Source organism: Vibrio sp. vnigr-6D03 (genome assembly GCF_002835515.1).
GTDB lineage: Bacteria > Pseudomonadota > Gammaproteobacteria > Enterobacterales > Vibrionaceae > Vibrio > Vibrio penaeicida.
This window is the reverse complement of record NZ_PIZL01000050.1, coordinates 69,208-83,997: the sequence shown is the minus strand read 5'-3', so window position 1 is coordinate 83,997 and position 14,790 is coordinate 69,208. Positions and strand designations below refer to the sequence as shown.

General features: G+C 42.3%; 10 protein-coding genes. 7 read left to right on the top strand and 3 right to left on the bottom strand.

Annotated elements, in window-relative coordinates; all coding sequences use genetic code 11:
• The first annotated feature begins 83 nt into the window (after positions 1 to 83).
• Entirely contained in the window at positions 84 to 656 is a 573-nt protein-coding gene (locus CW749_RS26815; RefSeq protein WP_101115536.1) for a TetR/AcrR family transcriptional regulator, read from the top strand.
• 277 nt (positions 657 to 933) lie between these two features.
• Here the strand turns inward: CW749_RS26815 and gyrA are convergent, their stop codons facing one another.
• The gene (gene gyrA / locus CW749_RS26810; RefSeq protein ID WP_101115535.1) at positions 934 to 3,573 is read right to left on the bottom strand and encodes a DNA topoisomerase (ATP-hydrolyzing) subunit A; all 2,640 of its coding nucleotides are present in this window, start codon (positions 3,571 to 3,573) and stop codon (positions 934 to 936) included.
• A 275-nt stretch (positions 3,574 to 3,848) separates the two neighbouring features.
• On the opposite strand from gyrA, the gene ubiG reads away from it, so the two are divergent.
• The 6 genes from ubiG (at position 3,849) to yfaE (ending at position 12,891) form a co-directional block, all read left to right on the top strand.
• Positions 3,849 to 4,559 (top strand): bifunctional 2-polyprenyl-6-hydroxyphenol methylase/3-demethylubiquinol 3-O-methyltransferase UbiG, encoded by a 711-nt coding sequence (gene ubiG / locus CW749_RS26805; RefSeq protein ID WP_101115534.1) that lies wholly within the window; start codon positions 3,849 to 3,851, stop codon positions 4,557 to 4,559.
• A 750-nt stretch (positions 4,560 to 5,309) separates the two neighbouring features.
• Complete coding sequence (locus tag CW749_RS26800; protein ID WP_101115533.1) at positions 5,310 to 6,554, top strand: hypothetical protein; 1,245 nt, start codon at positions 5,310 to 5,312, stop codon at positions 6,552 to 6,554.
• An 83-nt stretch (positions 6,555 to 6,637) separates the two neighbouring features.
• Positions 6,638 to 8,521 (top strand): hypothetical protein, encoded by a 1,884-nt coding sequence (locus CW749_RS26795; RefSeq protein ID WP_101115532.1) that lies wholly within the window; start codon positions 6,638 to 6,640, stop codon positions 8,519 to 8,521.
• A 596-nt stretch (positions 8,522 to 9,117) separates the two neighbouring features.
• Entirely contained in the window at positions 9,118 to 11,400 is a 2,283-nt protein-coding gene (gene nrdA / locus CW749_RS26790; protein WP_101115531.1) for a class 1a ribonucleoside-diphosphate reductase subunit alpha, read from the top strand.
• A gap of 79 nt (positions 11,401 to 11,479) precedes the next feature.
• Positions 11,480 to 12,613 (top strand): class Ia ribonucleoside-diphosphate reductase subunit beta, encoded by a 1,134-nt coding sequence (gene nrdB / locus CW749_RS26785; protein ID WP_101115530.1) that lies wholly within the window; start codon positions 11,480 to 11,482, stop codon positions 12,611 to 12,613.
• Entirely contained in the window at positions 12,613 to 12,891 is a 279-nt protein-coding gene (gene yfaE, locus CW749_RS26780; protein ID WP_101115529.1) for a class I ribonucleotide reductase maintenance protein YfaE, read from the top strand. Before nrdB ends, yfaE begins: the two co-directional genes overlap by 1 nt.
• A gap of 43 nt (positions 12,892 to 12,934) precedes the next feature.
• On the opposite strand, the gene CW749_RS26775 is transcribed toward yfaE, so the two are convergent.
• Complete coding sequence (locus CW749_RS26775) at positions 12,935 to 13,201, bottom strand: 30S ribosomal protein S6 modification protein (protein WP_101115528.1); 267 nt, start codon at positions 13,199 to 13,201, stop codon at positions 12,935 to 12,937.
• Positions 13,202 to 13,420: 219 nt separating this feature from the next.
• Positions 13,421 to 14,656 (bottom strand): CinA family nicotinamide mononucleotide deamidase-related protein, encoded by a 1,236-nt coding sequence (locus CW749_RS26770; RefSeq protein ID WP_101115527.1) that lies wholly within the window; start codon positions 14,654 to 14,656, stop codon positions 13,421 to 13,423.
• Between the last annotated feature and the right edge of the window lie 134 nt (positions 14,657 to 14,790).

Below are 14,790 nucleotides of genomic sequence, written 5' to 3'. Positions count from 1 at the left end.
GTACTCCTGTGCATAGGGTAAATTGACATCACTCGCATCCTCAATAGAATCAACCATATCAATAAGGGGGAGCGGTATTAATTATGCCAATGAATGAAAATAGAGAAGCGATATTAAAAGCAGCTGAAGAGTTATTTTTCACCCATGCATTTAAAAGAGTGACATTTAGATTAATTGCGCAAAAAGCCGGTGTGAGTCCTGCGCTAGTTGTTTATTATTTTAAGAATAAAGAACAGCTATTTGATCAATTAATTGAAGAGCATACTCCTAGGCTTGCGAAAGAGTTTTCTTCTTTCAAATCAAGGAGCCAAGTTCAGCTATCAGAAATTATTGTAAAATACGTTCAGTTTTGGCAAAACCACCCAAATATTCCAATTCTTCTAACGCGCGGTGGATTGAGCCAAGACTTTGAATCTAGGAAGAAATTAGAAGAATCTCGCTTTAATCATGTCACCAAACAAACTTTGTATTCCGCTCTTAAAAAGGTGCCAGGTTGTAATGATATGAATATCGACTATTACTATATGTTGGTATCTTCTCTGAGTACGCAGCCATATTTAAATATCGACAACAACGAAGATTGTAGTAAATTTAACATCACGGACTATACCCGTATTTTGGAAGACTTGAAATTTTCTGCCCCTTCAATGTGCTAATCAAGATTTTGTAAGAAAGGCATAGACATAATATATTGTTATGCCTTCTTGTATTAAAAGTATATGAAAAATCGACTGTAATATTAGGCAAAATAAATAATATAAAATAGAGTAATGTGCAGTAAACAAAAATGCCTAAGTGAAAATAACATCAATTGTTAGTTCACTTAGGTATTTTTATATCCCAATAACCTAAATCCAAATAACCTATATGCCTAGATATACAAAAAAGCCATCAGCGTAATGCTGATGGCTTTTAACTTATTGGGTACTGAGATTACTCTTCAGAATCTTTTTGTTCTGGTGCATCTTGCTCTGAAGCTGATTCAGGCTGCTCAGCATTAGTTTCAGCTGTAGCTTCTGTCTCTTCGCCTTCAGGTACTTCAGACTCTTCGATTTCTTCGATACGTTGCAAACCAACAACGTTTTCGTCTTCAGCCGTTCTAATTAGGGTTACACCCTGAGTATTACGACCTACCTGGCTTACTTCAGACACGCGAGTACGAACAAGAGTACCAGCATCGGTAATCATCATGAACTCGTCGTTTTCTTCAGTTTGTACGGCACCGACTACACAGCCGTTACGGTCTGAAACTTTGATAGAAACAACACCTTGAGTCGCACGACCTTTCGTAGGGTACTCGGCAAGTGGCGTACGTTTACCGTAACCATTTTGCGTAACTGTTAGAATGTCACCTTCATTTGAAGGAACAATCAACGAGACCACTTGGTCGCCTTCTGCCAGCTTCATACCACGAACACCTGCAGCAGTTCGACCCATTGCACGTACTTTACCTTCTTCAAAGCGTACAACTTTACCTTGCTGGGAGAACAACATAATGTCGCTTTCGCCATCAGTAATGTCTACACCAATCAACGAGTCATCGTCGCGTAGGTTAACAGCAATGAGACCGTTAGAACGTACATTGGCAAACTGGTCTAGAGACGTCTTCTTAACCGTTCCGTCACCCGTTGCCATAAAGATATACTTATCTGCAGAGTATTCAGATACCGGTAAGATCGCGGTAATACGCTCGCCATCCTCAAGAGGAAGAATGTTTACAATTGGTTTACCACGCGCATTTCGGCTCGCTTGAGGTAATTGATAAACTTTCAGGCGATATGTCTTACCACGAGTAGAGAAGCACAAGATATTATCGTGCGTATTCGCAACCAATAGACGTTCGATGTAATCTTCATCTTTCATCTTAGTTGCGCTCTTACCTTTACCACCACGGCGCTGCGCTTCGTAATCGCTTAGGATTTGGTACTTAACATAGCCTTCGTGAGACAGAGTAACGACGACGTCTTCTTGAGCGATAAGCTCTTCCATATCGATGTCATGGACAGCCGCAGTAATTTCTGTACGACGCTGGTCACCAAAGCCTTCACGCACTGCTTCAAGCTCTTCGCGGATCACTTCCATCAAGCGCTCTGTGCTCGCAAGGATGTGCATCAATTCTGCGATTTCTTCTAGAAGCTCTTTGTATTCATTTAGAATTTTCTCGTGCTCAAGACCTGTCAACTTATGTAAACGAAGATCAAGAATCGCTTGCGCTTGCGTTTCAGTTAAGAAGTACTGACCATCACGAATACCGTATTCAGGCTCAAGCCAATCTGGACGAGCTGCATCGTTACCCGCACTTTCAAGCATGGCAGCAACATTGCCCAAATCCCAACCACGAGCAACAAGACCTGCTTTCGCTTCTGCTGGTGTGGCTGCATTTCGGATAAGCTCGATGATTTCATCGATATTAGCCAACGCTAGAGCAAGTGCTTCAAGGATGTGCGCGCGATCGCGAGCTTTGCGTAATTCAAAAATAGTACGACGAGTCACAACCTCACGGCGGTGATCGACAAAGCACTTTAGCATGTCTTTCAGGTTGAACAACTGTGGCTGACCGTTGTTCAGCGCAACCATGTTGATACCGAAAGTGGTTTGTAACTGAGTTTGAGCGTAAAGGTTGTTAAGAACCACTTCGCCTACTGCGTCGCGCTTACATTCAATAACAATACGCATACCGTCTTTATCGGACTCATCACGTAATGCACTGATGCCTTCAACTTTCTTATCTTTTACTAACTCAGCGATCTTTTCGATTAGACGCGCTTTGTTCACCTGATATGGAATTTCAGTGACAATAATGGTTTCTTTACCATTTTTGTCTGCTTCGACCTCAGCTTTTGATCGCATGTAGATCTTGCCACGACCGGTCTTATAAGCGTCAACAATGCCCTTACGACCGCTAATCAATGCTGCCGTAGGGAAGTCTGGTCCTGGAATGTAATCCATCAACTCATCGATTGTGATTTCTTCATTATTAATGAATGCCAAGCACCCATCGATCACTTCGGTTAAGTTGTGAGGAGGAATATTCGTTGCCATACCTACTGCGATACCAGAGGCACCGTTTACCAGCAAGTTAGGAATCTTTGTAGGAAGTACTGCAGGGATCTGCTCCGTACCATCGTAGTTTGGTACGTAATCCACTGTCTCTTTGTCGAGGTCAGCAAGCAGTTCATGGGCAATTTTCGCCATACGAACTTCGGTATAACGCATTGCCGCTGCAGAGTCGCCATCTATCGAGCCAAAGTTACCTTGACCATCGACGAGCATATAGCGAAGTGAAAACGGCTGTGCCATACGCACAATCGTATCGTAAACTGCACTATCACCATGAGGGTGATATTTACCGATGACATCACCTACCACACGGGCAGATTTTTTATATGGTTTATTCCAATCATTGCCTAGTACATTCATCGCGAATAAAACGCGGCGGTGTACTGGTTTTAGGCCATCACGCACATCTGGAAGAGCACGACCCACGATAACAGACATCGCGTAGTCTAGGTATGAACCTCTGAGCTCATCTTCAATGTTTACGGGCGTGATCTCTTTAGCTAGATCGCTCATAGAGCCATTATCCCTCTATAGTTTGATCGTATGTTAGATACGTACAAGGTTCAAAAATATAACACACAAATACCCCGTTCGGCATCTCTTTCCCCTTCGTTTTATCAGGTTGTGACCTTGGTTGTGATTCAATCGTTGAGAAATCGTACAGAAAAACTTTATCTGTATGAATTATAGCCATATTGTGATGCCAAATTTCACAAAATTGGAATTCTGGTGTTCTCCTGCTTTTCAGTCGCTATAATGCTTCAATCCTAATTCTGATTGTGATTGTTATGACCAAACAACAAAATGTCGATCCTGCGGAAATCAAAAAGTTTGAAGATATGGCTTCCAGATGGTGGGATTTAGAAGGCGAATTTAAACCTCTCCACCAGATCAACCCATTAAGACTGAATTACGTTCAGGATAATTGCCAGGGTCTATTCGGAAAAAAAGTGCTCGATGTGGGTTGTGGCGGAGGCATACTCGCCGAAAGCATGGCGAAAGAAGGTGCGGAAGTCACAGGTTTGGATATGGGCAAAGAACCGCTCGAGGTTGCTCGACTCCATGCATTGGAAACGGGTACAAAACTGGAATATGTTCAAAGCACCGTAGAAGATCATGCGGCAGAGCATCCTGAAAGGTACGACGTGGTAACTTGTATGGAGATGCTGGAACACGTCCCCGACCCACTTTCTGTTATTCAGTCCTGTGCCAAACTGGTGAAGCCTGGGGGGAAGGTCTTTTTCTCCACTTTAAATCGCAATTTCAAATCTTACTTATTTGCAATTGTTGGCGCAGAGCACCTTTTGAAACTCGTGCCTAAAGGTACGCACGATCATGAAAAGTTTATTCGACCAGCAGAACTTCTAAAAATGATCGATAAGACAGACTTGTTCGAACAATCGATAACCGGATTGCATTACAACCCGCTAACAGATACATACTCTCTCGGCAACAACGTGGAAGTAAACTATATTGTCCATACCGATAAACAAGCCTAGGTAATTCCATTGGATAGTCTTTTGCTATAGAAGGCTATCTAAAAAATCCCTTCACCCATTAAATTCCCTTCTTATAATATTTATCACCTATTTTGGTCGTACCAGAAAATATTTCTATCATTAATTTTCATAAAAAATAGTACTGATATCATATTTTCTTTATTTAAATACACACCAAAGACTACATTCTTATTTATGAGCCATGAATAATTATTGACTTAGCATATATTGTCTGAAAACATCCTTATATAAGAAATAAAGATTCATCATCCATTATATTTTGAGGTTGCATGTAAAGATAATCACTCAGGAATAAACCTGAATATATTTATACTATTAAATTCATTGTAGATGACATTTCCTTATATGGTAAATGGTTCATTGACTGCCTATTCCCCATAGATAATGGGCAGGGGTACTATATAAATCTAGATAGGGACTGGCTGGAAAGCCCTTCCATAGGACTTCTTATTGCCAAAAATCCTGACAATACTGTTTTCTAAAAAAACAAGTTAAATCGGCAGGGTTATTAAATCATTCTATTTTCATTGACGATAAAACAATAAGTTAAATCGAAAAACAATTAAACGACAGACTAATAAAATAAAATCTAAAGTTAGAATCACTAATTAAACAAAATCTAAAATTAAAATAACTAAGGAGGTAATAATAAATAAGTAAGAAATAATTTATCAAGATCTAAAAATTTAATAATATTCAAATATTACATAAGGAAAAAGGTAATTTAAAATGAATATAATAAGGAAAAAAGCAAAAGCAGTAAGTACGATATCTTTGCTTGCATTAACAGTATTTGGTAGTACCACAGCAAGCGCAAGCTTGGGGAACGAAAATGGGGACATCCCACTCGGTACTTGGACTCTTCTGAGCGAGTGGAGCGTTCCACTTTCTTACAACCAATATAACCAAGAATTTGGTTGGGGTATCAGTGGACCGTTCTTCCCTGAAGCGGAAAATACGGGAACAAACGCACTGGTATTGAACCCTGACGGTTCACCAGCACTTTATTTACTCGAGAATTTAGACACGAGTGTGACTATTGCAGGCAAAGAGGTGACGGTAGCGACTTTTGATGTGCACCAAGCAAACCGCCCTACATCGAGTCCGTCAAAAGGTAATGTTGGCGATTGGAGCTGGGACGATGCAGGTCAATTGGAAGAAGACTTCTTTACGTTATTCGACGGTAGTAAAAACTACTGTCAATTATTTCCTAGCTTACCAGTAACTGGTGTCTGGAACAGTTTATGGGGTTCTCACTCAATGTCAGTTGGCGTAGGTGGTGACGTAACCGATGACGTAGGTTGGGGACTCAGTGTAACAGGCAGCACTCGATGCGATGGCGTACACAACGGCTATGGTGCCGCTGTCACTGTAGGTGCGAGCATATCCACCGGATTAGGCGAAGCTATGGAATTAGCGCAAGCCCCTATTCCGGTCAAACTTTCCTTCGATGTAGGTGGCAACGTCTCACTGACAGCAGAAGTGGGTGGAGGTTATGGCGGTTACTTCGAGAACGTTCCTCACCCTTTAACCATCGCTGGAATTCGCGTACCTGAGTACATGTATGTATCAGTAACTCCTGCTGCGGCTGCAAACGTCGGGGGCAAGCTTGTTGTCGGTATGGGTCTAGAGGGGTTCCTAAAAGGCTCCGCCAACTTACTAAGGCTCTCGCTTCCTACACGTCTAGAAAGTGGCTTAACACGCGCAGCCAACCCAAAAAACTGGAAAGGCTACGTTTGGAGCAATGCTAACTTTACGGCTAGTGCCGGTGGTGGCTCATTTAGCGCTGGTGTGAGCGCTGGTGTTTCCCCGTTCTCATGGACGATTTGGCAAACCACTCTAGTACGTTGGAGTCCATTACTTAAATACACCCTACCTCTCTATGATGACTTCGTGAAATTCAAACTCAAAGTAGAAGTGAATGACGCGGGTGAGGCGACCGGTGGTTCAATGAACGATACTAGCAATATTTAGAGGCTGGTTTCAGGAACGTTTAACAAACGAGTGGGAGTTAAGTTGTCCCCACTCGATAGGCAGCTAAAGATACAGGTACAACAATGAAAAAGCCATTTATAGGTCTTACACTCGCATTGCTAGGGTTGGGCGTTTACGCCTATACCTCTTGGCTATACCCCTCCAACGTTGAGTCACCCGCCTATCCGTTGGATAACCCAGTAGAAGAAAAAGCGGTGGCTCAAGCGACTTCAGAGAGTCCAGCATCTCTCCCATTGCCAGCTCAATCACCCAAGACACAAAATACGAGTAAAGATTTCGAGCAATACGATGAACATTTACTGGGTTATAGAGTCGAGCTAACGGTCAAAAATACTTCAGAAAGTGACGGTCAAGCATTTTCAGCATCGCCAGACTCGCTATTAAAATTCGATCTTGTTCTCAAAGAACCGCATGTTCCTCACTCCTTGCAACAAGGGTTAGTCACCAATTTCACTTATCAGACGCAATCTAAAAAAGGACAAGGAAAAGAAGCGGCCAGTATCGACAAGATGGGGTTTACTTACGAGTACTCCGTTCCTCAAGCTTACGCCAAAGTAGATTTGCTTGGGCTCGATTCTCAGCACCCACTCAATGTTATGTCTATTTTGCTTAGCCATGCTTCCTTTAGTTTGGAACCTGACCACATCACACTAACGTCAAGTATCGGCTTATCTGATTATCGTTATACAGCAAAAGAACACAACCTCACGCGTGAACTGATTAAATTCACGCGAGGCGAATCCATGGAAGCTGGGCTGATGGGCGGTAGCGAAATCCAATTACAAGAGTCGTGGTTAGCCACAATGAACCCCGATCAATTGCTTGAATCAGTTGAATCAAACGTCCACTTTAAAACACTGATGCCCTTCTCTTACAAGAAACAAGGCAAACACGCTGGCTCTGGCAGCATGTCTCTGCTCCAAAATATCCAAATCAAACTTGAGCGATTCGCACCAAAGAACATCAATTTTCCGCCTGAGCTATTTATTGCCAATGCCAACAATAAGCAAACCGTTGACACCATCATTGCGGAATCAGAAAAAATCAAAAATGACGAGGAGTATCGACTGTTGTTAAAGGATTTAAGTACTAGCCTAAACGCACATCAGGCTTACCAAGTCGGCATCTATTTGGTCGAGCACAAAACCGTCGCTGAGATTGCAGAAATGCTTGCTGATGAACAATTCACGCCCGATGAAAGACAAGCCATATTAATGGCGTTACAAGAAGCCAACACACCCGAGTCGGAACAATATTTAGCGTCACTCATTACCGACAAAACCATTCCAGAACGATACCGTGCAGCTGGTATGGTGAATTTGGCTTACATGGACAATACCTCGCAAGTTGCCATGGACTCTCTTAAGCATGTTTATCATGAGAAAGAAACACCCATGCTGTCAGAAACCGCGCTTTTCAATATCGGCAACGTATCCAACAGAAACACTCAACTATCGCCTGACGGTGTAAACACAATTGAAAAGGCGATAGAGGATACCGCTTCAGGTTCACGTGACCGAGTCATCGCTTTACAAGCTGCAGTGAATACTAACGATCCAAATTTTTCTGGGACATACCTAAAAGCTATGAAGTCAAACGATCCACGTGAACGATGGGTTGCAGCGATAGGCGCTATTCGAAATGAACAGACCCGAGAAACAGCATTGAATTACGTATTGGACAACGAAAATATGGTGGGAGTAATAATTCCTGTGGCAAAACAACTTAAGAAAGTGCCCCTCTCTTTCAACCAACAAACTTCTATTTATCAAAAGCTACAATCCGAGAAAGATCGAGATCTTCAAGTCGCTTGGACACACCTTCTAGTAAGTAATGGAGATAGATACAAAAATTATGAGAATCGGTTAGCGCAGCTTTCAAACCAGCCAGGCAAAGAAGGCATCGCAGACTACTTGCAAAGGCATCAAGACAAAGCACAGCCTTAACCGATAAAGATAATAGATAACAGGTAGGCTTTATGCGGCACTGCAACTGTTTCCCCCTCACAGTGAACGTGCCGTTTCATAGTAAAAACATGCATAATACAAATGCCCGAAGTTTTAATTTTCTTCACGGAAATATGTAGAAAATGAGATAAAGCGCAAGATATTTCTTTTTTTGTAAAAAGTAGAGATGAATCGCCTTTTCGCACAATATGACAACGACTTGTGTGACCTTTGTACAGCTTAATTTTAGGGTCGATTTTTTCCTAAAGATCAAGAAAAATATTTTTTCCTCTGCTCATAATTAAAACACTCTGGAATTGGATCTTTTTTACAGGTAATCTCCGCCTAAAATGATAGGTTAGTGCCTACTTACGATTTTTTTTCTCCCCCCAACTTATCCACAAGTCTTTCAACTTATCCAACTTGAAAAATCGGTCACCGCGCACTATCTTGTAACTCGTTCAACCGAACAACACCACATATAGTGTTTTGACGCACAATATGTAGTGGATATAGATCACAAAGCCGACTACATTTTTACAAGAACTACCAAAGAAATACGGCTTTTAGCAGTTTCGTCAGGGAAATCTACCAGAATGAACCAACAACTAACTGTGACAAAAAGGGACGGTCGCAAAGAAAACATTGATTTGGAGAAGATCCATCGCGTTATCGCATGGGCCGCAGAAGGACTAGACAATGTTTCCGTTTCTCAAGTTGAATTAAAGTCACACATTCAATTTTACGACGGTATTACAACGTCGGACATTCATGAAACCATTATCAAATCTGCTGCTGACTTAATCTCTGAAGAGTCTCCAGATTATCAATACCTTGCTGCTCGACTCGCTGTATTCCATTTGCGTAAAAAAGCGTACGGACAGTTTGAGCCACCAACACTTTATAAACACGTTTCCGAGTTGGTTGATACTGGCAAGTACGATAAGCACCTAATCGAAGATTACACGCAATCTGAGTTTGAAGAATTGAACAGCTTCATTGACCATAGCCGCGATATGAATTTCTCATACGCAGCCGTGAAGCAACTTGAAGGTAAATACTTCGTTCAGAACCGCGTAACCAAAGAAATCTACGAGAGCGCGCAGTTCCTTTACATACTGGTTGCAGCATGTTTGTTTGCTAAGTACCCAAAAGATACGCGTCTTGATTACATCAAACGCTTCTACGACGCAGCTTCGACATTTAAGATTTCCCTACCTACACCAATTATGTCTGGTGTACGTACGCCTACACGTCAGTTCAGCTCTTGTGTACTGATTGAGTGTGATGACAGCCTCGATTCTATCAATGCGACTTCTAGCGCGATCGTACGTTACGTTTCTCAACGTGCAGGTATCGGTATTAATGCTGGTCGTATTCGTGCTCTGGGTTCTGAAATACGCAACGGTGAAGCTTTCCATACTGGGTGTATCCCATTCTACAAATACTTCCAAACAGCGGTTAAATGCTGTTCTCAAGGTGGTGTTCGTGGCGGTGCAGCGACAGTATTCTACCCACTTTGGCACCGCGAAGTTCAATCTTTGCTGGTATTAAAGAACAACCGTGGTGTAGAAGAAAACCGTGTACGTCATATGGATTACGGCGTCCAGATCAACAAAATGATGTACTCGCGTTTGATTAAGGGCGGAAACGTTTCTCTGTTCTCCCCTTCGGACGTTCCTGGTCTATACGATGCGTTCTTTGAAAACCAAGATAAGTTCGATCGTCTATACGAAAAGTACGAAGCCGACGAATCCATTAAACGCGAAACAGTGAAAGCAGTCGATTTGTTCTCTCTTCTTCTGCAAGAGCGTGCTTCTACTGGGCGTATATACATTCAAAACGTAGACCACTGTAATACTCACAGCCCGTTTGATCCGGCTGTAGCACCGGTTCGTCAATCTAACCTTTGTTTGGAAATCGCGCTTCCTACTAAGCCTCTGAACAATGTTGAAGACGACCAAGGTGAAATTGCACTATGTACGCTTTCTGCGTTCAACCTAGGCGCTATAGAAAGCCTTGATGATTTTGAAGAACTGTCTGACTTGGTTGTTCGTGCTCTTGATGCATTGCTAGATTATCAAGACTACCCACTTCCGGCTGCCCGTAAGTCGACCATGAATCGTCGTACTCTGGGTGTAGGTGTTATTAACTATGCTTACTACCTTGCTAAAAACGGCGTGAAGTATTCAGACGGTAGCGCAAATGGTCTAACACACCGTACATTTGAAGCGATTCAGTACTACCTATTGAAAGCGTCAATGAACCTAGCAAAAGAGCAAGGCGCGTGTCCTCTATTCAACGAGACCAATTACGCGAAAGGTTTGTTGCCTATCGACACATACAAGAAAGACATTGATAAGGTATGTGACGAACCACTGCATTACGATTGGGATACGCTACGTAAAGAAATTGTGGAACACGGTCTTCGTAACTCGACGCTATCAGCGCTAATGCCATCTGAAACATCTTCGCAAATTTCTAATGCAACTAACGGTATTGAACCACCACGTGGCTTCGTTTCTGTGAAAGCATCAAAAGACGGTATTTTGAAGCAAGTTGTCCCTGATTACGTCAATTTGAAAGAAAACTACGAATTGCTTTGGACTATCCCGTCAAACAATGGCTATTTGCAGCTTGTGGGCGTTATGCAGAAATTTGTGGACCAAGCAATTTCTGCGAATACTAACTATGACCCGAGTGTTCAGCCAAACGGCAAAGTCCCGATGAAGCTTCTGATGCAAGACTTGCTAACCGCATACAAGTACGGTCTTAAGACGCTTTATTACCACAACACTCGTGATGGTGCGAGTGATGAACAATCAGAAGCAGCGAAGGCTCAAGAAGATGATTGTGCAGGCGGCGCTTGTAAGATTTAAAGCTTTGAGCATCGACTCAGAGTAAAAGTTAAAACAGCCTCTTTGATTTCAAAGAGGCTTTAATGGATTTGAGGCATTTATGGCTTACAGTACTTTCTCTCAAAAGAAAAATGACCAACTAAAAGAACCAATGTTTTTTGGTCAGTCAGTGAACGTAGCGCGTTACGATCAACAGAAATTTGAAATTTTTGAAAAGCTGATTGAAAAACAGCTTTCTTTTTTCTGGCGTCCAGAAGAAGTGGATGTGTCTAGCGACCGTATCGACTACAACAAACTGCCGGAGCATGAAAAGCATATTTTCATCAGTAATCTGAAGTACCAAACACTTCTTGATTCTATCCAAGGCCGCAGCCCAAACGTTGCATTGCTTCCACTTGTCTCTCTACCTGAAGTAGAAACATGGATCGAGACTTGGTCTTTCTCTGAGACTATTCACTCGCGCTCATACACTCACATCATTCGTAATATCGTGAATGACCCAGGTTTGGTGTTTGATGACATCGTAGAAAACGAGCACATCTTAAAGCGCGCGAAAGACATTGCTCATTATTATGATGATTTAATCGAACTGACAAACGATTACCACCGTTATGGCGAAGGTAAACACGTCATCAACGGAGAAACTGTAGATATCACTCTAACTAAGCTTAAGAAAAAGCTGTACGTTTGTCTGATGTCTGTTAATGCACTAGAAGCAATTCGATTTTACGTAAGCTTTGCATGTTCCTTCGCTTTTGCAGAACGTGAACTGATGGAAGGCAACGCTAAAATCATCAAGCTTATCGCTCGTGACGAAGCACTGCACTTAACGGGTACTCAGCACATGCTGAACTTACTTCGTAACGGTCAAGATGATTTAGAGTTCTTACAAATCGCTGAAGAGTGTAAACAAGAATGTTTCGACCTATTTAAAGAAGCTGCGGAGCAGGAAAAAGAGTGGGCAGAGTACCTATTCAAAGACGGTTCTATGATCGGTTTGAATAAAGACATTCTGTGCCAATACGTTGAGTACATCACGAACATTCGTATGCAGTCAGTAGGTTTAGGTGTCGCATACCCAGACGCAACGTCTAACCCAATTCCATGGATCAATGCTTGGTTATCTTCAGATAACGTACAAGTAGCGCCTCAGGAAGCGGAAATCAGCTCTTACCTTGTTGGTCAGATCGATAACGAAGTCGATGCTGAAGATTTCGGAGATTTTGAGCTGTAATGCAAAAAATTAAAATCAACGAACTTAGCCCTATTGTCGCCAGCAGCGAAAAGACGCTGCTGGAGGAAATGGAGAGCGCGGGATTTGAACCTGAGTACAACTGTCGAGATGGTCATTGTGGCGCGTGCCGCTGTGAATTGAAGTCAGGAGAGGTCGAATACGTTGGTTTTGCGATGGCATTTACACAGCCAAAAGAAATTTTGCCCTGCATATGCAGGGCAAAAACCGATGTCGAATTAGAAAAAGTAAACTATCAGCTCAAGGTCAAAAGCGCTTGATATCTCGTAATATCACCCTTGTTACCCGCTAATTTTCTGCATCTTAAACACATCCAGATCTGCTTAAATTTGCATATTTTTCGAGTAAATATTCAGCCGTCTTGAACGAGATATCCTTCTCACCTATTGATTTGCCATCGTCGTCAAACAATGACATTCGATAACCACCATTCGGGGTATCGTTGTCCGCTATAGGTGCTGCTAACCAAGTCGATACTAAATCGCTGACATGTTCGCTATGTGCTTCTCCTAACAACACTTTTTCACCGGATACTCGGTACCAAACTTTGATCATTGACTGTGTAATCATGGGTCCCTCCAGATCATAAATGATGATAACAGTGTGCTATTTAATTGTTCTGACCCTTCTTATATTAGCTAATTCTCAGCCGATCCCAAGCCTCAAATTAAAGAAAATGGTCAAAAAATACCTTGCATAAAAAATGAAACATACTTGGTGATTTTTCACTCGCCTTTACTCTTTGAGAGATAACGACAAATTAAAAGTCAACGAATTCTCTTATAACTTTTACACTGCAGAGTTAGGCACATAAAGCTCTTTTTTTCTAACCAGAGAGCTGTAATGTCCAAAGACAGCTTTTTCCTCTAAATGACGCCTTAACATGTCCAGCATAACTGCGGCAATTAAGCTACGTTTATCCTGCTTTCCATAATTTCGCGCAAACTCGAGCACTTGCCCCCACTCGCCATTTCCAGTGGATAAAGCAACCGCAAACACATTGTCCTTCAACTTCCCACAAGATAACCCAAACGTAGCTTTACCGTTTTCTCGCGTTGCAGCAGCCAACGCTAAAGAGGCAGCCAGTGGATCTTGCTCAACCAAATTTTTATCCATTTCTGTGTTCATCACCCAGCTTTGTTTAAGCTGTTTTGCCATTGGCTCACTCTCGTGCAACCAACTTGTCAGAAACCCACCGCTCGCCTGCTCTGCGAGTGACAATGTTGTACCGCCTTCAATCAAAAGAGCTGCAACATTATCAATCATGGGCTCATCGACACTTACGACATTATCTTTCAAGTGCCCATACACAATTTGAAGGAGCTTCAAACGCCTTTCCATATCTGCAGCAGGGCCAAATATCTTCACTTCAATGAAAGGCAAATAAGAGCGGTATCCCAGTTCATACTGATCGGGCAGTTTTATCAGGTCTAATTTATCCGATATACCTGATTCAGAGAGCCCAATAGTGTAGAGTCTGCTGCATTCGGACGGGAGGATATCGCGGTATGTTTCGCTTAGTATCGGAATAATTTGCTCCTCTACCATGCGCTTAAATTCGCTCGGCACACCCGGCGTAAAGTATAACTTGGCTTTATTAAGCGCCATCGAAAATCCGCAAGCCGTCCCTATTGGATTATCAATAATGGTGGCTTTTTCTGGGAGCATTGCCTGTTTGAGATTACTGTCCGGCATAGTGAGCCCACGACGAGTAAACTTTTCTTCCAGAACGGTTAACCACTCTTGGAACAAACTGAGTTTTTGTCCTGATGCTTTCGCTGCTGCCGATGCTGTTAGGTCATCGGTTGTCGGGCCTAGCCCACCATTCACAATAACAATGTCGAAGGACTTGCTTAAACGCAAAATCTCGTCTTTTAGTACGTCAAGCTGGTCGCCAACGGTAGAACGCGCAGAAAGCTGAAATCCACTTTGATACAGGATCTCACCTAGCCATGAAGCATTGGTATCCACGATATCTCCGTGAAGCACCTCTTCGCCTGTACTCAACATTGCCACTTTCAACATAAACTTAACCTTTGCTTTTTTCTTCTGATATCACAATTGTTCGATGCAAAATAGTAATTCATAGTCAACTACATTCAGATCAACTATTCTAATTAGACCGCCCTACAAGCTGATATTTTTCAATTTTTTAACGA

Bases quoted from the DNA above. Each gene is read 5' to 3' on its own strand.
- CW749_RS26815 (WP_101115536.1), top strand. From the start codon at position 84: ATGCCAATGAATGAAAATAGAGAAGCGATATTAAAAGCAGCTGAAGAG.
- gyrA (WP_101115535.1), bottom strand. From the start codon at position 3,573: ATGAGCGATCTAGCTAAAGAGATCACGCCCGTAAACATTGAAGATGAG.
- ubiG (WP_101115534.1), top strand. From the start codon at position 3,849: ATGACCAAACAACAAAATGTCGATCCTGCGGAAATCAAAAAGTTTGAA.
- CW749_RS26800 (WP_101115533.1), top strand. From the start codon at position 5,310: ATGAATATAATAAGGAAAAAAGCAAAAGCAGTAAGTACGATATCTTTG.
- CW749_RS26795 (WP_101115532.1), top strand. From the start codon at position 6,638: ATGAAAAAGCCATTTATAGGTCTTACACTCGCATTGCTAGGGTTGGGC.
- nrdA (WP_101115531.1), top strand. From the start codon at position 9,118: ATGAACCAACAACTAACTGTGACAAAAAGGGACGGTCGCAAAGAAAAC.
- nrdB (WP_101115530.1), top strand. From the start codon at position 11,480: ATGGCTTACAGTACTTTCTCTCAAAAGAAAAATGACCAACTAAAAGAA.
- yfaE (WP_101115529.1), top strand. From the start codon at position 12,613: ATGCAAAAAATTAAAATCAACGAACTTAGCCCTATTGTCGCCAGCAGC.
- CW749_RS26775 (WP_101115528.1), bottom strand. From the start codon at position 13,201: ATGATTACACAGTCAATGATCAAAGTTTGGTACCGAGTATCCGGTGAA.
- CW749_RS26770 (WP_101115527.1), bottom strand. From the start codon at position 14,656: ATGTTGAAAGTGGCAATGTTGAGTACAGGCGAAGAGGTGCTTCACGGA.